Source organism: Acinetobacter rongchengensis, assembly GCF_003611475.1.
Classification (GTDB): domain Bacteria; phylum Pseudomonadota; class Gammaproteobacteria; order Pseudomonadales; family Moraxellaceae; genus Acinetobacter; species Acinetobacter rongchengensis.
The window spans coordinates 1-18,882 of record NZ_RAXT01000056.1; the positions used below are offsets into that span (position 1 = coordinate 1).

The 18,882-nt window shown below is 36.7% G+C and carries 20 protein-coding genes; 6 read left to right on the plus strand and 14 right to left on the minus strand.

Translation table 11 applies throughout. The features are described from left to right. Positions 1–330: ATP-binding protein (locus tag D7V20_RS16220; RefSeq protein WP_042893584.1), on the plus strand; the 330-nt coding region annotated here is incomplete at its 5' end. A 102-nt stretch (positions 331–432) separates the two neighbouring features. Here D7V20_RS16220 and aadT read toward each other — a convergent pair. The 4 genes from aadT to D7V20_RS16240 all read right to left on the minus strand — a co-directional run bounded on the left by aadT (position 433) and on the right by D7V20_RS16240 (position 7,950). After that, positions 433–1,947, minus strand: a complete 1,515-nt coding sequence (gene aadT / locus D7V20_RS16225; RefSeq protein WP_033917554.1) for a multidrug efflux MFS transporter AadT — start codon at positions 1,945–1,947, stop codon at positions 433–435. Positions 1,948–2,175: 228 nt separating this feature from the next. Beyond that, entirely contained in the window at positions 2,176–3,564 is a 1,389-nt protein-coding gene (gene adeC / locus D7V20_RS16230; protein WP_370538948.1) for an AdeC/AdeK/OprM family multidrug efflux complex outer membrane factor, read from the minus strand. A gap of 88 nt (positions 3,565–3,652) precedes the next feature. Beyond that, positions 3,653–6,763: an efflux RND transporter permease subunit gene (locus tag D7V20_RS16235; protein ID WP_033917518.1), complete on the minus strand. Its 3,111-nt coding sequence runs from the start codon at positions 6,761–6,763 to the stop codon at positions 3,653–3,655. Beyond that, on the minus strand, positions 6,763–7,950 hold the full coding sequence (locus D7V20_RS16240; RefSeq protein WP_033917516.1) for an efflux RND transporter periplasmic adaptor subunit: 1,188 nt from the start codon (positions 7,948–7,950) through the stop codon (positions 6,763–6,765). The genes D7V20_RS16235 and D7V20_RS16240 overlap by 1 nt, the downstream gene beginning before the upstream one ends. A gap of 138 nt (positions 7,951–8,088) precedes the next feature. Here D7V20_RS16240 and adeR point away from each other — a divergent pair, with 138 nt between their 5' ends. Then, positions 8,089–8,820 (plus strand): efflux system response regulator transcription factor AdeR, encoded by a 732-nt coding sequence (adeR, locus tag D7V20_RS16245; protein ID WP_033917517.1) that lies wholly within the window; start codon positions 8,089–8,091, stop codon positions 8,818–8,820. Then, positions 8,810–9,889 (plus strand): two-component sensor histidine kinase AdeS, encoded by a 1,080-nt coding sequence (gene adeS / locus D7V20_RS16250; protein WP_043041662.1) that lies wholly within the window; start codon positions 8,810–8,812, stop codon positions 9,887–9,889. The genes adeR and adeS overlap by 11 nt, the downstream gene beginning before the upstream one ends. A 12-nt stretch (positions 9,890–9,901) precedes the next feature. Here the strand turns inward: adeS and D7V20_RS16255 are convergent, their stop codons facing one another. After that, positions 9,902–10,864, minus strand: a complete 963-nt coding sequence (locus D7V20_RS16255; RefSeq protein WP_033917576.1) for an IS30-like element IS18 family transposase — start codon at positions 10,862–10,864, stop codon at positions 9,902–9,904. A 255-nt stretch (positions 10,865–11,119) separates the two neighbouring features. Between D7V20_RS16255 and D7V20_RS16260 the strand changes: the two genes are divergently transcribed. Further along, positions 11,120–11,731, plus strand: a complete 612-nt coding sequence (locus D7V20_RS16260; RefSeq protein ID WP_015060246.1) for a recombinase family protein — start codon at positions 11,120–11,122, stop codon at positions 11,729–11,731. A gap of 189 nt (positions 11,732–11,920) precedes the next feature. Here the strand turns inward: D7V20_RS16260 and D7V20_RS16265 are convergent, their stop codons facing one another. The 4 genes from D7V20_RS16265 to D7V20_RS16280 all read right to left on the minus strand — a co-directional run bounded on the left by D7V20_RS16265 (position 11,921) and on the right by D7V20_RS16280 (position 15,414). After that, a complete protein-coding gene (locus D7V20_RS16265; RefSeq protein WP_000155092.1) occupies positions 11,921–12,805 on the minus strand; it encodes an Mph(E) family macrolide 2'-phosphotransferase in 885 nt (294 codons plus the stop codon). Positions 12,806–12,860: 55 nt separating this feature from the next. Further along, positions 12,861–14,336, minus strand: a complete 1,476-nt coding sequence (gene msr(E) / locus D7V20_RS16270) for an ABC-F type ribosomal protection protein Msr(E) (protein ID WP_000052512.1) — start codon at positions 14,334–14,336, stop codon at positions 12,861–12,863. Positions 14,337–14,828: 492 nt separating this feature from the next. Further along, complete coding sequence (gene nadS / locus D7V20_RS16275) at positions 14,829–15,101, minus strand: NadS family protein (RefSeq protein ID WP_000369781.1); 273 nt, start codon at positions 15,099–15,101, stop codon at positions 14,829–14,831. After that, entirely contained in the window at positions 15,094–15,414 is a 321-nt protein-coding gene (locus D7V20_RS16280) for a type II toxin-antitoxin system RelE/ParE family toxin (protein ID WP_000897307.1), read from the minus strand. Before D7V20_RS16280 ends, nadS begins: the two co-directional genes overlap by 8 nt. Positions 15,415–15,553: 139 nt before the next feature. On the opposite strand from D7V20_RS16280, the gene D7V20_RS16285 reads away from it, so the two are divergent. Next, on the plus strand, positions 15,554–15,973 hold the full coding sequence (locus D7V20_RS16285; RefSeq protein ID WP_001180106.1) for an SMI1/KNR4 family protein: 420 nt from the start codon (positions 15,554–15,556) through the stop codon (positions 15,971–15,973). A gap of 79 nt (positions 15,974–16,052) precedes the next feature. On the opposite strand, the gene D7V20_RS16290 is transcribed toward D7V20_RS16285, so the two are convergent. Continuing rightward, on the minus strand, positions 16,053–16,334 hold the full coding sequence (locus tag D7V20_RS16290; RefSeq protein ID WP_000985609.1) for an addiction module antidote protein: 282 nt from the start codon (positions 16,332–16,334) through the stop codon (positions 16,053–16,055). Next, complete coding sequence (locus D7V20_RS16295; RefSeq protein WP_000286964.1) at positions 16,335–16,637, minus strand: type II toxin-antitoxin system RelE/ParE family toxin; 303 nt, start codon at positions 16,635–16,637, stop codon at positions 16,335–16,337. Positions 16,638–16,785: 148 nt separating this feature from the next. On the opposite strand from D7V20_RS16295, the gene D7V20_RS16300 reads away from it, so the two are divergent. Next, positions 16,786–17,316, plus strand: a complete 531-nt coding sequence (locus tag D7V20_RS16300; RefSeq protein ID WP_000172759.1) for a hypothetical protein — start codon at positions 16,786–16,788, stop codon at positions 17,314–17,316. An 88-nt stretch (positions 17,317–17,404) separates the two neighbouring features. Here the strand turns inward: D7V20_RS16300 and D7V20_RS16305 are convergent, their stop codons facing one another. The 3 genes from D7V20_RS16305 to D7V20_RS16315 all read right to left on the minus strand — a co-directional run bounded on the left by D7V20_RS16305 (position 17,405) and on the right by D7V20_RS16315 (position 18,828). Next, a complete protein-coding gene (locus tag D7V20_RS16305) occupies positions 17,405–17,719 on the minus strand; it encodes a BrnA antitoxin family protein (RefSeq protein ID WP_004728120.1) in 315 nt (104 codons plus the stop codon). Next, positions 17,706–17,993, minus strand: a complete 288-nt coding sequence (locus tag D7V20_RS16310) for a BrnT family toxin (protein WP_000438825.1) — start codon at positions 17,991–17,993, stop codon at positions 17,706–17,708. Before D7V20_RS16310 ends, D7V20_RS16305 begins: the two co-directional genes overlap by 14 nt. A gap of 229 nt (positions 17,994–18,222) precedes the next feature. Further along, positions 18,223–18,828 (minus strand): LysE family translocator, encoded by a 606-nt coding sequence (locus D7V20_RS16315; RefSeq protein ID WP_000447788.1) that lies wholly within the window; start codon positions 18,826–18,828, stop codon positions 18,223–18,225. Between the last annotated feature and the right edge of the window lie 54 nt (positions 18,829–18,882).

The window sequence follows — 18,882 nt, forward strand, 5'->3', positions numbered from 1 at the left end:
TACTTTTTAAAGGGAACATCATCGACTCAAATCTCTATTTGCAACAGTGCCATAAATATTATATCTGTAACCACAGTAGAACATTGGGTATTGACGTTTGAAGATGAAGGTCCAGGTATTGATGAATCGCATCTTAAACACCTGTTCAAACCCTTCTATCGTCTGGAAGACTCTAGATCACGTCTAGATGGCGGTACTGGATTAGGCTTGGCAGTGATTGATGCAATTATTGAAGCACATCAAGGTCATATTTATTATTCTAAATCCAAAAACTTAGGTGGCAGCTGTTTTACTATTCAACTGAATCGTAAGACATCAACTCATTTATAATGTGTTAAGTTCAGATCAATAGGCTTCATTTAAGCGATAAATATAAGATAACTTGATGTCTGAACTTAACAATTCTGTTTGATGATCCTCAAATAAATTTCATCACAATGAATTCTCATCTCGATATTTAGCTAGCATAAAAAATACCACAATGGAGAGTATGCCGATGATAATACCTGCTGTTGATAATAAATTCACATGAGCTGAACTGAAGGCTATTTTACCTGCATTAATCAATGCAACTCCTTGCTCTGTAGGTAATTGGCTCGCTACTAAATAGGTATCACCAATCGATAGTCTGGCTTTTTCTGCTAAAACAGCAGTTAAATCTGACGGCACTTGAAGATGACTGCCAAATATATAGGCCATGAAAACACCAAATAAAGTAATACCTAGTCCTGTACCCAGTTCATAACCTGTACTTTCAAGTGAACCTGCCGCACCGCCCTTTTCTGCAGGTACTGAGCCCATGATCGCAATGGATGAAGCTGTTAAACCAATACTCAGTGTTAATCCAATCGAAGCTAAAATAAAGGGAACGATGATTCCCGGATGATGAAAATCTGAATAACTCAAACTGACCAACGCAATTGCTGCCAATATTAATGACATGGTCGCAACCAGACGGAGTCCAAATTTATTGGATAAAAAACCAGCAATAGGCCCGCCAATAGCGGCCGCAACCATAATCGGAACCATAAAAAGACCGGCTTGCAGCGGTGTTAAACGAATGACATATTGCAGCTCCATTGCCAAAGTTAACTCAACCCCTGCCAAAGCGCCTGCAGCAACCATTGCCATAATAATGCCGGCTAAAATAGCAGGACGTGAAAATAGCGAAAGATCTAGCATCGGCTGAGGAGAATTCAGCTGTTTGCGTACAAATATGGTTAATAAGCCGATAGATAAAACGACCAAAGGCAAGACAATCAACAACGACTGTTTACCGCCTAAGCCTGCTTTTAGTGCATATACAAACGAAATCAAACCGACAATCAGCAATAGCGCTTGACCAAATGCCCAATGTCCAGGGGTTATAGCTTCTTTTCGGGACAATAAGAAATAGCACATTGGTGCGACAACCAGCATGATTGGGACGTTAATCAGGAAAACTGAACCCCACCAGAAATATTCTAACAATCCCCCACCAATGAGCGGTCCAATGGCGGCACCGGCTGATCCGATTGTGCCCCAAATACCCAGCGCAATGGCACGTTCGCGACTGTCTTCGAAGGTTCTGCGAATAATACCCAATACACAGGGCATAATCATGGCACCGCCTAATGCTAATAAAGCACGTGCGGCAATCAGCATAGAAGCCGTTTGGGAAAATGCCGCAAGGACTGAGGCAATTCCAAATATAACCAAGCCAATCAGCAGAATCTTACGATTGCCGACACGATCAGCCAAAGTTCCCATCGGAACTAAAAGTCCAGCCATAAGTAATGGATAAATATCAATAATCCATAAGACTTGGTTGCTTGTGGCACTCAGCGATTGGGTTAATGAGGGAACCGCAACATGCAGTACAGTCATATCAATCACAATCGGCAGAAATGCAAGCACGACAGCGAGCAATATCCACCAGCGTTTCGGATCAAGATTGGAAGCTTTCATTATTAAACCTACATAGATGGTCTATTCACAATTATTTGATGCTAAACAGCCTTACCATCTTGAGTGATAATATGCTCTTTGGGTTTATTTATATCTGTTGCCAAGTTTTCCTGTAAAAACCTTGTCAACAGATGGCTGTTTTTTTATCTCGCAGATTCAAATCCCAAGTGCAACACATTTGTAGTCAGTTGAAAAAGTTAGGTGTATTCATAGAATCATTAGACTTTTTCAACTCGCAATTCCTCCACCTAACGACTTATAAAGTTCGATTTGATTATTTAGTTTTATTTGTTCGAGGATAAGTAGTCCTTGTTGTGCTGCATAAGAAGAGCGTTGCGAATCTAATACCGTTAAATAACTATCAATACCTGCTCTAAAACGAGCACTGGATAGTTTATATGTTGCATCTGTTGCAATGACCAAACGACGCTGGGCTGCTAAACGATCTTCGATATGTGCATGAGCGGCAAGTGCATCATTAACTTCACGAAAAGCTGACTGTATCGATTTCTCATAGTTAGCAAGTGCAATTTGCTGTTCTGTCTGAGAGATTTTAATATTAGCTTTACGGGTTCCCCAATCAAAAATAGGAAGGTCAATACTTGGACCAACTGACCAAGAAAAACCTCCAGATTTAAATAAATCATTTAACTCTGTTGAAGCATAACCTGCGGATCCAGACAAGCTAATTGTTGGGAATAGTCGTGCTTTTGCTGCACCGATATTTGCACCCGCTGCTCTAAGTTGAAATTCAGCTGCTTTTAAATCAGGACGATTATTAAGTAAATTACTGGGCAGGCCAGTTGTGAAAGCTGTTTCCTTTGTAATACTTTTAATTCTTTGATTTGGAAGTAAATCTTGTGGAATAGTTTGTCCAGCTAAAAGATTCAGTAAGTTGTGTGCTTGTACCATTTGAGTTTTATAGTTAGCCACATCATTTCGTGCTGTTTCGACAGAAATTTGAGCTTGTCGTAATGGAACCTCGCTATCAATACCTACATCAAAACGCTTTTTATTGAGATTGTACGAATCAATTTGTGCTTTTAATGTCTGCTCCGCAAGATTTAAATTATCTTTTGCAAAAGCATAATTTAACCATGCTTGGGTGACTTGGCTTATTAAACTAATTTGAGTAGCATCTCTAGCACTTTGTGTCGCAAAGTAATTATTTAAAGCGGCATCTTTTAAACTTTGGACTCGTCCCCAGAAATCTAATTCATAAGCGGTTACACCCAAGCCAACTTGAAAAGTCGAATATGGGTTATTAGGATTAATAGAGGATTCGACTTGTCGAACTGCACTACCAGTTGCTCCAATTGTGGGCAGCTGATCATTTTTGCTAATTTGATATTGTTGTTGGGCACGTTGAATATTTAAGGCGGCAGTACGTAAATCACGATTATTGTCGATTGAAATTTCAATTACTTGTAGTAACTTAGGATCAGAAAAGAAAGTTTTATAACCATTTTCCGCAATCGATGTTCCCGTAGATGTTTGTGAAAAATTTTGTGGAATATTCGACTTCTGTACAGGTTGTGATGCCTGCATATTGATACAAGCAGTTAATGCAATGGAAAGGGAAGAAACAAGTAATCCTCGTGTTAAATGAACTGGCATTTTAAGCATGATTTTCTCCAAATAGTAAAAGCAGTAATATCGAAGAAGAGCCAAAAGAAACATTTATGTTTCTTTTGGCTCTTTTAACTTAAGGGGTCGTTTTTTTCTTTGAAGAAATGAGTTTTTCAACTGCTCCCAGTACGAAGATGAAAAATACTGGAACAAAGAAAATTGCGAGAATTGTTGCTGAAATCATGCCGCCAAATACCCCAGTACCTAATGCATGTTGTGTTTCAGAGCTCGCTCCTGATGCGATGACTAAAGGAACAACACCACATGTAAAGGCAAGAGATGTCATGAGAATTGGACGTAAACGAAGTTTTGCAGCCTGAACGGTAGCTTCAACTAAAGTCATACCTTCTTCTTTAAGCATCTTGGCAAATTCAACAATCAAAATAGCGTTCTTGGCCGATAAACCAATGATTGTGATGAGTCCAATCTTGAAGAACACATCATTCATCATGCCTCTCGTCATAATTGCAATCACAGCACCAAAAATACCCAATGGAATAACTAAGATAACTGATAGTGGAATCGACCAACTTTCATAAAGGGCAGCGAGTACAAGAAAGATCACCAGCATAGATAGGCCCAATAAAAATGCCATCTGTGATTCTGATTGTTTTTCTTGTAGAGAGATACCAGTCCATTCATAGCCAATTCCTTTAGGAAGTTTGGCCATCATTTGCTCCATTTCACGCATGGCATCACCAGATGATGTCCCAAAGTTTGGAATACCGGCAATACTTAAAGATGGACGTCCGTTATAGCGATTATATTGTTGTGGTGCTTTATTCCATTGTGGTGTCACAACTTCTGATAACGAAACCAATTGGCCACTTGAACCTGTTACTTTGAGATTAAGAATATCTTCCAACTGCATACGTGATTTTGCATCGACTTGAACAATCACTTGTTGCATACGACCTTGGTTCGGGAAATCATTGATATACATTGACCCCATAGAGGTTGAAATAATGTCTGATACATCAGCAAAATTAACACCAAGAGCATTAAGCTTTTCACGATCGATTTTCAAGCTCACACGATTGCCTTCAGGTAAACCTTCAGCCCAAACCATATAGAGCTTTGGATTTTTAGAAGCCATTTCAATCAGCTGCTCTTTAGCTGCTATAAGAGCAGGCATACCTAAGTTGGCTTTGTCTTGTAACCGTAGACTAAAACCTGAATATGTACCCAACTCGTCAATTGGCGGAGGCAATATAGACATAACGCTACCTTCATTGCTTTTTGCCATAGCTGCGTTAAGTGAATTGACATATTCAGAGGCAGGCATTTTTCTTTCTTCAAAATCTTTTAGTGTTGAGAATGAAACCCCAACGTTTTGTCCAGAACCGCCAAAACCCCAGCCAAGAACGGAAATATTGTTTTGCACATCAGGTTTTTGATTTAGATGTCCTTCAAACTCTTTCACAATATTCTGGGTTCTTTCACGTGTTGCATCTGATGGAAGTTGGAATGTTGTTAAAAACCAACCTTGGTCTTCTTCTGGCATAAATGCTGTAGGCCAATATTTCATACCAGCAAAAGTAACAACCGTAATGACAACAAAGGCAATCATCATTGGAATAGTGTGTTTAACGATTTTGAGCAAAATGACTTCATATTTTTTAGTCACTTTATCAAAACTACGGTCAAACCATGCAAAGAACCCTTTCTTTTGATGATGACCATTGATCGGTTTTAAAATGGTGGCACAAAGTGCGGGAGTTAACACTAAAGCTAGCAAAGCGGAAAATAAAATGGATACAGACATCGTCACTGTAAATTGACGATAGATGATCCCTACAGAGCCGCTTGCAAATGCCATAGGTAAAAATACGGCTGCAAGTACTAGTGTTATCCCAATAATAGGACTAGTAATTTCTTTCATGGCTTTAGAGGTAGCCTCTTTAGGTGAGAGGCCTTCTGTTGCCATGATTCGTTCAACATTTTCTACGACGACAATGGCATCATCGACAATAATTCCGATGGCAAGCACCATACCAAACATAGTTAGTACGTTGATGGAATAGCCCATCAATAACATCACTGTAAATGTACCAAGTAAAGCAATAGGTGCTACAATCGCTGGAATTAATGTATATCGAACATTATGTAAAAATATATACATCACGATAAAAACCAGAACCATGGCTTCAAGTAATGTATGAATTACCTTTTCAATTGAGATTTTGACAAATGGAGCGGTGTCATAAGGTATATCTAGTTGCATACCTTCTGGTAAATTCTGTTTTAGTTCCTCAACCTTAGCTTTAACACCATCAGCGGTTTTTACTGCATTAGCACCAGGGCTGAGCTGGATTGCTGCTGCAGTAGCAGGTTTACCATTTTTCAAAATAGCAAAACTATAGGCTTGTGAACCCATTTCAACTTTAGCAACATCTGATAGTTTTATTGAACTACCACTTACTTTACTTTTTAAACTTATATTCTTGAACTCATCAATATTTTTAAGTTGGCCCTGTGCTGATAGGGGAATACTAATGAGTTGTCCTTTTTCAGCGGGTACATCACCTAATCGACCGGGTGCAATTTCAACATTATTACTACGTATAGCATTATTTACATCACTAATAGATAAGCCATAGGACACCAATTTATTTGGATCAACCCATATTCTCATAGCCTTTTCTGAACCAAACGATTGAACTTTACCTACGCCTTCAACACGTTTTAATTCTTCAACAGCATTCCTAACTAAATAATCACTTAAATCGACTTCAGAATGTTGTCCATTAGGTGAACTCAGACTGACCAACATTAAAAAGCCTGAAGAAGATGCTTCGACTAACAAACCTTGTTGGCGTACAGTCTGCGGCAGGCGGGCTTCAACAGTTTTAATCTTATTTTGTACATTTACCTGAGCCATATCTACATCTGTACCAGGCTTAAAGGTCGCAGTAATTTGTGCTAAACCTGATGTATCTGTTGTTGCACTATAATAAAGTAAGTTTTTTACGCCTGACATTTCCCGTTCAATTAACGTTACTACGCTATCGTTAATTGCTTTTGGCGTTGCACCAGGATAAACGGCTGTAATAACCACTTGTGGTGGAGCAACACTTGGAAAACGGGCAATAGGTAATTTAGGAATACTGAGTAATCCAAAGAGAATAATAAAAATCGCAATCACCCATGCAAATATAGGGCGGCGGATGAAGAATTGAGACATAATCATTCACCTCCTTTTGTTGTAGAGGCTTTGACTTCTGCGTTTGGAAACGTATTTTTAGGTCCTGATACTTTCCATGTAGTGATTTCAAGTTTTTGATTTGGCTGGATCCGGTCAATACCCTCGACAACAATACGGTCACCTGAATTTAAGCCTTGATTGACTGTGTAAAATTGATCATGTTGTTGACCTAATTCGATTTTGCGTAACTCAGCCATTCCTTTGCTATTCACAATATAAACTTGTGAATGTCCACTGTTGTCATATTGAATCGCTTGTTCTGGAATTAGTAAGGCATTAGGAACGGAAGAACGACTCATCTTCACTCGAACGTACATCCCTGGTAAAAGCTGACGATTTTTATTGTCAACTTCAATACGCATAGTTACGTCGCCAGTTTCAGGGTCAACATTAATATCTTCAAATAATAGTCTTGCGGTAACGTTATAAGGTTGATCTTGATTATTTAAAATTTGGACGTTGTGATCAGCATTTGCGGATAATTTACCTGCTTGTAAAGCAGCTTGTAGTTTTTCATAAGCTGTAATAGATTGTTTTACATCCACATATACTTTGTCAATTTGCTGAACCACTGCTAAAGCATTAGCATCTCCTTGCCCAACTAATGCACCTTCAGTGACAAAAGACTGACCAATACGTCCTGAAATAGGTGCTCTCACGGTTGCATATTGTAAATTAATATTTTGGCGTGTCAGGCTGGCTTTCATTTGTGAAACATCAGCTAGAGCTTGATGATATTGGGCCTGTGCATTACTAAATTCTTGTTTACTAATAGCATTACTAGGTAACAACTCTTGATAACGCTCAAGTTGGGTCTTTAATCGACTAACTTCTGATTCCGCTTTTTTCAATGCAGCTTGATTTGTTGCAACATCAGCTTGAAAGACTTCTGAATTAATCTTGTATAAGGGTTGCCCAGCTTTTACTTCACTGCCTTGTTTGAATAGTACTTTTTGAATTATTCCACCAACCTGAGGGCGAATTTCTGCTACTCGGAATGCATGTACACGAGCTGGAAGATTTTCACTGAAGTTTACTGTTTGTGGTTGAACATTTAATACACTTACTTTTGCCGAAGGTGTTTCAGTCTGAGCTGCTTCTTCAGAGCCACAGCCTTGTAAGATAAGGCCAATAGATAAAAAAAGTGGAAGTAACAGAGGCTTCTTCATATGGAAAAACTCATACAGTTTTAGATATTTACATTATTTTTAATATTTGTGTATTTATCGTTGATAAACTATGGAAAAAGTGTGGAGAATAAAAAAAATATCGATAAAATAAATAAGTTCTTAGTAAAGGATTATTTTATGTTTGATAGTTCATTCTCATTTGATTGCCGTGACAAACTAATTCTTGTTGTTGAGGATGAATATGATATTGGTGATATTATTGAACAGTATCTAAAAAAAGAAGGGATGCGTGTCATACGTGCTATGAACGGTAGACAAGCTATAGAGCTCCATTCGTCTCAACCTATTGATTTATTATTGTTAGATATTAAATTACCAGAAATAAATGGATGGGATGTTCTTAAAAAAATTCGACAAACTAATGATACCCCAGTCATCATGTTAACCGCACTTGATCAAGATATTGATAAAGTTATGGCACTCCGAATGGGCGCTGATGATTTTGTGGTAAAACCTTTTAATCCTAATGAAGTCGTAGCAAGAGTATATGCTGTATTAAGACGCAGCCAACAAAACCAGCAAGCAAAAAATAAGAATTTGCATTATAAAAATATTGAAATTCAAACGGATACTCATAGTGTATTTATTAATTTAAGTTCATCATCACCAAAGCTGAACTTAACTTTAACAGAGTATAAAATTTTAATGCTCATGATAGCACAACCACATAAGGTGTTTACTAGAGGAGAGTTGATGAGTTATTGCATGCCAGATGGTAATGCTTTAGAAAGAACTGTTGATAGTCATGTGAGTAAATTAAGAAAAAAACTTGAAGAACATGGCTTAAATCATATGCTTATTAATGTACGAGGCGTAGGCTATCGTTTGGATAATTTAAATGAAAAGTAAAAGTAAAATTAAAATTAAAATTAGTAAACAGCTAATTATTACATTCAGTATTTTGAATTTTAGTATTACTTTTTTTACTTTAACTTTTGGTTATTTAATTTATGCCATTGCCATTGAAGCGAAATTAGTTACATGGGAAAAACTTGGGCAGAACTGGCCTTATCTTCATTTATTAGACTTAGTTTGGTTACTAATAGTATTAATTATAGGATTTTTCTTATCTATTTTTTTAGGAATACGGCTTTCTCAACGATTTGTTAGACCAATTGAATCTATAGCCGTAGCAACTCAAAAAATTAGTCAAGGGGATTTAACAGCAAGAGTTGAAAACAATAAATATGTAAATGCTGAAATTTCAGAGCTTATAGATAATTTTAATGATATGGCCCATAAACTTGAAGTTTCAATAAAAAATGCTCATGTGTGGAATGCAGCGATAGCACATGAATTACGTACTCCAGTTACAATTCTTCAAGGCCGACTACAGGGTATTGTCGATAATGTATTTGAGCCTAGTCCCGCTCTAATGAAAAGTCTACTAAACCAGACTGAAGGGTTATCGTATTTGGTTGAGGATCTGAGAGTATTAAGTTTAATTGAGAATCAACAGCTTAAGTTAAATATAGAGCCAACCAATTTCCAAAAAAGCGTATCAAAAATTATTTTAATGTTTAGTGAGAAATTAGAGGAAGCTAAAATTACTATTCACTCTGAAGTATCAGATGACATAGTGTATTGTGATAGTCGCCGAATGGAACAGGTATTAATTGCTTTAGTAGATAATGCTATACGCTATGCCAATCCAGGCTTACTAAGTATTACATCATTTGTTCAACGACATATATGGACATTAATGATACAAGATGACGGGCCAGGTATTTCTATGGAATATCAAGAAGAACTATTTAAACCTTTTTTCAGGATAGAAGACTCAAGAAATAAAGCATTTGGCGGAACTGGTTTAGGGCTAGCTGTTGTTAATGCAATTATTAATGCTCATCATGGAACCATTCAGTATGAAAATAGGAATTCTAAAAGTGTATTTACTATTAGGATAAACTTCGAATAATAAAAGGCGGATTCAAGCGGCAAGTGCAACAGTATAAAAACCAGCCATAACTTCACTCGGTGTATACCAACCTAGTGTTTTTCTAGGACGATGGTTGAGTGCAAATTCTATCTGCTCTATTTGTTCGTTTGACACGTCATCAAACGATGATGATTTTGGCAGATATTGACGGATTAAACCATTCGTATTTTCATTCCTTGCTCGTTGAATAGACTTGTAAGGATCAGCAAAATACGTCTCTATGCCAACATCAGTAATTCTTTTGTGTTCGGAAAATTCTTTGCCATTATCAAATGTTACACTATAAGCATGGCTCATTTGTAAACGATCTAATGCACAAGTAATCGTTTGAGAGGATGCTCTCGTTGGCCCTAAATGAACAATATGTACATACAGGCTCTTTCGATCAACGAGAGTCAATAAAGCACCTTTATGATGTTTACCAATCACCGTGTCACCTTCGAAATCTCCTAAACGTTGTCGTTGATCAATGACCTGGTCTCGGCAGTGAATACTTGTTTTATCAATGATTTGACCCCTACGATCCGTGTTTTTGTAACCGCGTTTTCGATATTTCTTCTGATGCCTTAAGTGTAGATGAAGTTTACCGCCTTTTGATTTATCTTGATAAATGTACTGGTAAATCCACTCATGTGAAGGTACATCCAGCCAACCGCGTTGTGTTAAAGCACCTGAAATTTGTTCTGGTGACCAGTCCAAACCAATCAAATAATCAATATAAGCGAAGGCAAATGCTGTCATTGATGATGAAGGACGATACCGTCTTTGACTTGCAAATTTAGCTGCCTGTTGAGCTCTATATCCACGTTGTCCAGTATTTCTTTTTAATTCACGGTAGATGGTTGATCGTGAACGTCCTAACTCCCGAGCAAGGGAGGCGATTGAACTTTTACTTTTCAAAGTAGCATAAATTTCGTATCTTTCATCTTGAGAGAGTTGGGTGTATTTCTTCATTGTGTGCTTTCCAATTGCGAGTTGAAAAAGTCTAATGATTCTATGAATACACCTAACTTTTTCAACTGACTACAAATGTGTTGCACTTGGGATTTGAATCTGCGTGGTTCAAATCGGAACATTCCGCAAACAAGCAGTCTATCAAAAGACTATACCTGAATGATAGCGAGCCAAATCGCATACAATATCTATCATTAGACTTAATGCAATAATTAAATGATAGTATTATCATTAATCTAATAGAATTAAGATTAAATGATAGAAATGAATACACGTATTTATCTACGAGCTTCAACTAAAGATCAAGATGCAGAAAGGGCTTTGCAGATTCTTCAGGATCTAAACCAAAACTTGAATTTGGGTGAAACCATTGTGTACGTGGAAAACTATAGTGGTACGAAGTTAGACCGACCTGAATTGAATAAGCTACTGTCAGAAGCAAATCAAGGTGACACATTGTTAGTTGAAAGTATTGACCGCTTATCACGCCTAACCCAACGAGATTTTCAAGAGCTGAAGCGCAGGATCCAGGAGAAGGGACTTCGTTTAGTCGTAGCAGATCTTCCTACTACCTACCAAATGATTCAAACCAGTGACAGCATTACTCATTCAATCTTGGAACTCATCAACAATATGTTGATTGATCTTCTGGCAACAATGGCCCGCCTAGACAATGAGAAACGTATAGAACGTATTAAGCAGGGCCTGGCACGTTCGGGTTACAAACCAACAGGCAAGAAGGCAAATGAGGCTAAACATAAACGAATAAAAGAATTGCTAGTAGTTGGCAATATGACTAAGGAAGAAATTGCCAAAGCAGTGAATTGTGGAGTTGCAACTGTCTATCGAGTTGCTAAAGTTATCTAAAAGAGGCTTATCTCAACGCGCCCCCAATGGGGCACCGCTGCATTCAGGTTACTTCACATAAGAAATTTTATGTTAAATGATTGTTAGAAATGCCCCTTGATCGAGGCATTTTCTATAAAGAATACTAAAAACTAATTAAAGCCAACCAAGTTTCAAAACAAGGCAGTTCTCAGCAATCATATTTTTAAATTATATAACTCCCAACTGAGCTTTTGCTCCAACGATAAGGCTTTCATTTTGAGTTTCTAAGGCAAATAAACCATACATCAAAGGAGAGGCCGCTGCTCTTTCTAAAGTCTGTTCATATAGTTTATTCCAAACTTTACCCCCTAGTTTTTCATACTCGATGATTAGAGTTTTGAGGCTTTCTTCTCCAAACAAAGTTACATGCCCAGCAAAATCAATCGCTGGGTCATCTATATGGGCTGTTGACCAATCAATAACGCCTGAAACAGCTCCATCCTTTGAAGCTAGTACATGCCCAGCATATAAATCGCCATGTATAAATTGGGTGAAATCTGCCCATAGAACATCATTATCCAACCATTTTCTGTAGCGGGTTTCCAATTGCTCACTTATACCAATTTCAGATTTTACTAACTGCAAATTGTTTGCTATTTCAGGTCTTAAATCTGAAGGTTTCATAATTTTCAAATCATTTTCCCGAACTTCTTTTTCAGGAATACTATGGATTTCAAATAAGGTTTTTGCCAAAGATGTTATGTATTTCGGGCTATCTTTGTCCATATTCCAAATTATTTCATAGGTTTCAGCATCCAAATTTAAAACAGGATTATCTTTAAGTATGGGATAAGCCACTAATTCTGTAGATGAAATTCTCCAATCAGGAACCTCTACAGAAAGATGTTTTTTTACCAATTCTAAAATGCGTTTTTCTTTCTTGATTTGTTCCCTCATGCCATCACGACGAGGAATACGCAGCAACCATTGTTGCCCCTTTGTATCAAGAGCAAAAACGACCTTAAAATCAATGCCCATTTCATTGAAATTCATTTTGTCCGTAAGCAACAAGCCGTGTGCTTCAGCAAGTGATTGAATATCTTGAATTGTCATTTTTAATTTCCTTTAAAGAGTTCAATAATTAATGTTCGGATTAGATTGGCTATCATTAACAATCTCTCTCAAAAGTCTTGATGATTTTGTGGTCTTTGATCTCGTAGATAATGTCAGCAATATTATCGACCAATTGCTTGTCATGAGATACGAAGATAATAGTTCCTGCATAGGACTTCATCATTGTTTCTAATGCGGCAATACTTTTTAGGTCAAGATAGTTTCCTGGTTCATCCATAAGCAAAATATTATATTTTCCTAAAAGCATTTTGGATAAAAGCAGTTTGATGATTTCACCTCCCGATAAGTCGGATAAGTTTTTTTGAATATCATTCGCTCCGATCCCCATTGAAGCCAATACTGCACGAATTTCCGCAACTGTGTACTCGCACTCTTCCTGCATAAAGGAGAGCACAGATTTATGCGTGTTAAATTTATATCCTGTTTGTGTAAAGTAGCCAATTTCAGCTTTTGGAGATATGGTTAATCCATCAGCACGTTCTGATATCATTTTTAACAAGGACGTTTTCCCTGTTCCATTCGATCCAGTTATAGCGACTTTAGCGCCAAGCGGTATTATAAAGTTAGCGTCATCAAAGATAGTACGGCTACCAAATTTTAAGCTCAGACCATCTGCCGTAATCGGGAACTTATTGTGCAGTTCTAGGGCTGAACTTTGACGAAAACGAATAGAACGCAAATGCTCTGGTGCTTGAATATCTTCTAATGCAGCCAAACGCTTTTCCATACTCTTAGCTGCCTGATACAGTTTTCTTTGCTTGGTGCCAGTCATTTTTGCATGCCCAAGTCGTCCAGCACTTTCGGTAGAGTTTTTGGATTTTTCTCCTTTTTTCTTATTGTCTAATCGATTAGCTTGCTGGCGTTTTTCTTGCACAGCAGATTCTAATCGCTCCCGTTCCTTCATCATCAGCTCATATTCTACGGCTTGGTGTTGTCGCTCTTCTTCTTTTTGACGCAAGTAATCCGAGTAACCACCCCAATATTCCGTAATTTTACCGTCTTTTAACTCCCATATCTTGTCTACAACCATATCAAGAAAATATCGGTCATGACTGATAACAAGTAATGCTCCATCAAATGCTTTAAGTTGACCAATAAGTAGATCTATTCCATTGAGATCAAGGTGGCTGGTTGGTTCATCCGCTAGAATGCCATGTACTTGTTGGGAAAATGCGGCAGCAATTTTTGCACGAGTTTCCTCTCCGCCACTCATTGTGTCGTTTTGTACATTGGAAACACCAAGGCGAGATAACATTGCCCGGTCTTCGACCGTTTCTATTTCGATTCCGCCCAGTTGGCTGATATGTGCAAAATCACCAAAACGCTGTAATGTCGCTTCGGCTAAAACAATTTCGCCATTAAGTACTTTGAGTAAACTACTCTTTCCTGCTCCGTTATCACCCACAAGACCAATACGGTCATAAGAGTGAATTTCCAATTCATCAATATCCAAAACATCACGCCCAGCATAATCCAAGCGTATGTTTCTCGCTTTAATAATTAAACTCATTTTTATTTACTCCTGTTTAGCTCTTGAAATTTTTTATGCAGCAAACAGGATTTAGGTGAAAACAAAAGCTAGCATCACAGTGTCCTCCCAAAAAAAAAGCTATTCATCCACAGGGTGGACAAATAGCTAGTCAATTAAGTTATAACTGGAAACTATGCACTAAAAGCATACTTATAAATTAAGCATACTTTTACTTTATATATCCGCATATATTCTTAAAGACACAACAAAAGCCCACCATTATAAAATAGTGTCACTATGCAAATAGTTGTGTCTTAACGAATGCGGATAGAATGCATAAACTTACCTAAAAAATAAAATTCAGTTTTATGATAACTTTACTGTTAAAAGAAGTCTAGACAACCTTGTTTTATGCTTGGATATAAGGCTTATTTTAAAATAATAGTAGTGAAGATTTTCTAAAATTAACATAATACACCTTATACGAAATAAAAATGGGAGCCTTAAGCTCCCATTTTTTAAGTAATTTTTTCAAATAAGGCTTGGGTGAGCATCTAAAATTCGAATCAATGTAGCTGCTGGTCCAGTTGGATAGCGTCGTCCCTGTTCCCAATTTTGCAGGGTACGGGGGCTAATATGTAGACGTGCAGCAAATTCATTTTGGCTCAAGCCAGTTTTTTCACGTACTTCTTTAATATCAGGCAATTCGAGTTCTGTAACTCGGCTTGCTTTAACTTCTTTACGTTTGATAGCTCCAGCTTCTTTGATTGAAGCAACCAAGTCATCAAATAAGTTGTTATCCATGAAATTGCTCCTTCACGAGTTGGTGCAGAATGGCGGTTTCCTTATCTGTTAAATTATCTTTTACTGATTTTGGATAAGCCACTAAGAAAAAGATCTGATCATCCTCGGTGACCCAATAATAAATCACCCGTATCCCACCACTTTTCCCTTTGTTACCTTGAGCACAACGTACTTTGCGAATACCACCGCCATTCTTGATTAGGTCACCTCTATCAGGCTGTACCAAAAGATCTTGCTGAAGTTGACGATATTCCTCATCAGATACAAGGTCTTTAATTTGCTTGGTAAAGATGCTGGTTTCAATAAATAACATGGACTCTTTATACGTCAATGGCGTATTTGAATTTTAGCAGTTTCCATAACAAAAAACGAGAGCTGGTAGATCTCGTTTCGCATAACAGCCATTATGTTAAATTGTAGTAAGAACTTTAATGCGATAGAGCAGAATGTATATGCAAAATAAGCTTGATAACATTATTCAAGAATTAAAAGAACTATCTGGGAATAGTCGTCTAAACATAGAACTACCTGATGATATTTTCATATCTGCTTATGAACGAAAAATAGGTTTTATTTTTCCAAAAGATTATAAAAAAGTTTTGAAAGAGATTAGCAATATCTTTTATGGAACAATTGAATTAGCGTCTCTTACAGATGAGAAAGAATGCTATCGAGGGCTATCTCAGATATTAAATGATGCTAGGGAGCAAGGTCTGCCAGAAGATTGGCTACCTATTTGTGAAGATAATGGTAGTTATTATTGCCTATCTCCTAATCATAAAATTAGATATTGGACAGCAGATGGATATAGCGATGAGCAGTGGGAAGATTTAGCAGATTGGATCAAGCAAGTTTGGATAGATGGAAATTAAGAATTTCTAAAATTAACATAATACACCTTATACGAAATTAAAAAATGGAGCCTAAAGCTCCATTTTTTAATAACTTTTTTTAAATTGCTAAGCGTAAATTCAGTGCTTTTACAACTTTAATCACAGTATCAAAACTAGGGTTAACATCACCAGAAAGTGCTTTATAAAGACTTTCTCGGCCTAAGCCTGTATCTCGTGATAATTGAGCCATTCCTTTAGCTTTTGCAATGTTACCTAAAGCCTTTGCAATGAATGCGGCATCGCCATTAGATTCTTCAATACATGCTTGTAAGTAAGCCTGCATATCATCCTCTGTTTTAAGATGCTCAGCACTGTCCCATTTGCGAAGTTTAATAGCCATTTATAGCTCCTCCTCTAAATCTTGTGCCAATTGCAGGGCAAGTTTTATATCTTTACTTTGCGTAGACTTATCTCCGCCTGCTAAAAGAATAACAACCCTTTGCCCTTGCTTGCAGTAATAAATCCTATAGCCTGGCCCAAAGAAGAAACGTAATTCAGAAACACCTTCACCGACCGGCTCAGTATCTCCAAAGTTTCCATCTTCAACCCGATCAATTCGGACTTGTATGCGTCTTTTTGCCTGCTGGTCTTTTAACTTGGTGAACCAGTCATCAAAGACTTCAGTGGTATATATTGAGTACATAAGTAGAATGTATCCTATAGGATACATTTATGCAAGAAATAAACTTGATATTTGGGGCTCGAAACGGTGAATTTCGTATAACCGCCATTATGTTAAGTTAATCAAAATTCTTAATGCACCAAAACCTAAAAATTTAAATGGAGTAAAAATGACTTTAAAGGGGTTAGATATTCAAGAAGATTGTATCAAAGCTATTTCTAATGAATCTTTAATATTTGATATTAAGAATAAAGAGTTTTTAGAGGATATAGAAAATCTTTTATTACAGTATTTTCAAAATTTTAGTAATGATTTAAATGGAATTGAGTTTGATAATTTTTCTGTGGAGTTTTGGTTCGATGCAGGACAATTGATTATTTATCCTGAAAAAGATTTATTAGATCGTAAACCCTTTGAATCTGAATATGATTTAGATAGATTAGACCCTTATTTTTATCTAGTTTGTGAAGAATATAGGATATATTTTGATGACTTAATATCTCGAAAAGTAAGCGATCAAGTATCTGAAAAAGAAGCTATTTCTAAAACTAATGACGTAATTGATTGTGTAAGCAAAGCTATAAAAAATATAAATGATGAAAACAATCTTTTAAAGATGTTAGGCAGGCCTAAATTAGAAATAAGATATTTCGGTGTAACGAAAGAAGAACTTTTAGCAAAAGAAATTCTCGTGAAATGAAGTAGATATTTTTGTCGTATTAAGGAAAACTAAAATTAACATAATGGGCGTTATGCGAAGTCAAAAATGGGAGCTTAAGCTCCCATTTTTATTGATGATTTTTTAATTCTTTCAGCATAGCATCCCGTAAAATTTCATTCATTCGTGTTTGATAACCTTTGCCTTGTGCTTTGAACCAAGCAAGTACATCAGCATCTAACCGAATTGAAGTTTGTTGCTTCACTGGGCGGTAAAATTGATTTTGGCGTACAGCACTGCTCCAATCGGTAATTTCAGGAATATCTGATAGATCTAGCTGATCATCAGGAACCGTGCCTTTAGCAAGCAAGCGTTGAATTTCAGCATCTTGCTTCTCACCAAATTTCTCATTCAGCTCTTTGCGTGAGTATCTAACCATGCTCATATTTGTTTCGCTCCGCTTTAGTCACTTGCCTTGCACTAATGATTCGTATGATTTCACAGTCATCTTCATCAAAAATGGTGTGAGCCACCAATAACATTAGTACGCCTTTAACTCGTCCAATGGTTTGCCAACGTTCTTCACCATCGGTATGTCTGTCTTGGATTGAGATCCGTAATGGATCTTCAAAAACAAGGCTTGCAGTTTCGAAAGAGATATCATGCTTTTTCTGATTCTTTCGATTCTTAGCCTCATCCCATTCAAAATACTGTTCCATAAAAAACATTCAAATTTGTATATACAATAATGTATCACAAAATTGTATAACTCAAGTTGAGAAGCGTAATTTTTAGTCAAATTTATTGGCAAGAACTATCAAAACTGCTCATAAAAAAGCCGACTTGTTTCCAAGTCGGCTTTTGAACATCATCGAGCAAATAATTTATATCATAAGTTTTTGATTTTTATATTTTTCAATTTGTGCTTTTCGTATAACGCCCATTATGTTAAATAGCATGCAATATTGGATACCATACTGAAATAAGTAAAACAGTACCTAATACTCGATTAAAGAGCACCATATGATGAGCTGTAGAAAGTATTTTTTTTGTGATTTTTCCTAAATAAGCCCAAATAAATAAACAAGGTAGAGAAATCAGCATAAAGATGAATGAAAATAGAATGAGTGACTGATAGTAGTTAGCTAGTTGTGCTGTATAAACAGTAATAACAGCAATAGCCATCAACCAGCTTTTAGGGTTGATAAACTGTAAAAAGAAGCCTGTAAAAAAACCATTTTTCTTATTTTGATTTTGGATTTTAGATTCTAGATCAGGTCTATAATTAAAAATTTTCCATCCAATATAGCTTAACCAAATGCCGCCAGTGAAACTTAATATTAATTGAATCTTGGGGTATTCATTGAGTGTTGTACCAATTCCAAGTCCTGTAATTAAGACTAATGATGCAGCACCAATACTTCCACCGAAGATTAAGCCTAATGTTTTTTTAATACTAAATTGATGACTTGTACTAAGAATAAGGAAATTGGTTGGTCCAGGAGTAATTGATGCAACAAAAGAAAAGGCACAAAAAGCTAAAATCGTTTCCAAAATAAAATCCAAAAATTAATAAACTATTTGGCTAGTTTGATAAATATCTTCAAG

Coding starts and splice junctions, on each gene's coding strand:
- aadT (WP_033917554.1), bottom strand. CDS start 1,947: ATGAAAGCTTCCAATCTTGATCCGAAACGCTGGTGGATATTGCTCGCT.
- adeC (WP_370538948.1), bottom strand. CDS start 3,564: ATGCCAGTTCATTTAACACGAGGATTACTTGTTTCTTCCCTTTCCATT.
- D7V20_RS16240 (WP_033917516.1), bottom strand. CDS start 7,950: ATGAAGAAGCCTCTGTTACTTCCACTTTTTTTATCTATTGGCCTTATC.
- adeR (WP_033917517.1), top strand. CDS start 8,089: ATGTTTGATAGTTCATTCTCATTTGATTGCCGTGACAAACTAATTCTT.
- adeS (WP_043041662.1), top strand. CDS start 8,810: ATGAAAAGTAAAAGTAAAATTAAAATTAAAATTAGTAAACAGCTAATT.
- D7V20_RS16255 (WP_033917576.1), bottom strand. CDS start 10,864: ATGAAGAAATACACCCAACTCTCTCAAGATGAAAGATACGAAATTTAT.
- D7V20_RS16260 (WP_015060246.1), top strand. CDS start 11,120: ATGATAGAAATGAATACACGTATTTATCTACGAGCTTCAACTAAAGAT.
- D7V20_RS16265 (WP_000155092.1), bottom strand. CDS start 12,805: ATGACAATTCAAGATATTCAATCACTTGCTGAAGCACACGGCTTGTTG.
- nadS (WP_000369781.1), bottom strand. CDS start 15,101: ATGGATAACAACTTATTTGATGACTTGGTTGCTTCAATCAAAGAAGCT.
- D7V20_RS16280 (WP_000897307.1), bottom strand. CDS start 15,414: ATGTTATTTATTGAAACCAGCATCTTTACCAAGCAAATTAAAGACCTT.
- D7V20_RS16285 (WP_001180106.1), top strand. CDS start 15,554: ATGCAAAATAAGCTTGATAACATTATTCAAGAATTAAAAGAACTATCT.
- D7V20_RS16290 (WP_000985609.1), bottom strand. CDS start 16,334: ATGGCTATTAAACTTCGCAAATGGGACAGTGCTGAGCATCTTAAAACA.
- D7V20_RS16295 (WP_000286964.1), bottom strand. CDS start 16,637: ATGTACTCAATATATACCACTGAAGTCTTTGATGACTGGTTCACCAAG.
- D7V20_RS16300 (WP_000172759.1), top strand. CDS start 16,786: ATGACTTTAAAGGGGTTAGATATTCAAGAAGATTGTATCAAAGCTATT.
- D7V20_RS16305 (WP_004728120.1), bottom strand. CDS start 17,719: ATGAGCATGGTTAGATACTCACGCAAAGAGCTGAATGAGAAATTTGGT.
- D7V20_RS16310 (WP_000438825.1), bottom strand. CDS start 17,993: ATGGAACAGTATTTTGAATGGGATGAGGCTAAGAATCGAAAGAATCAG.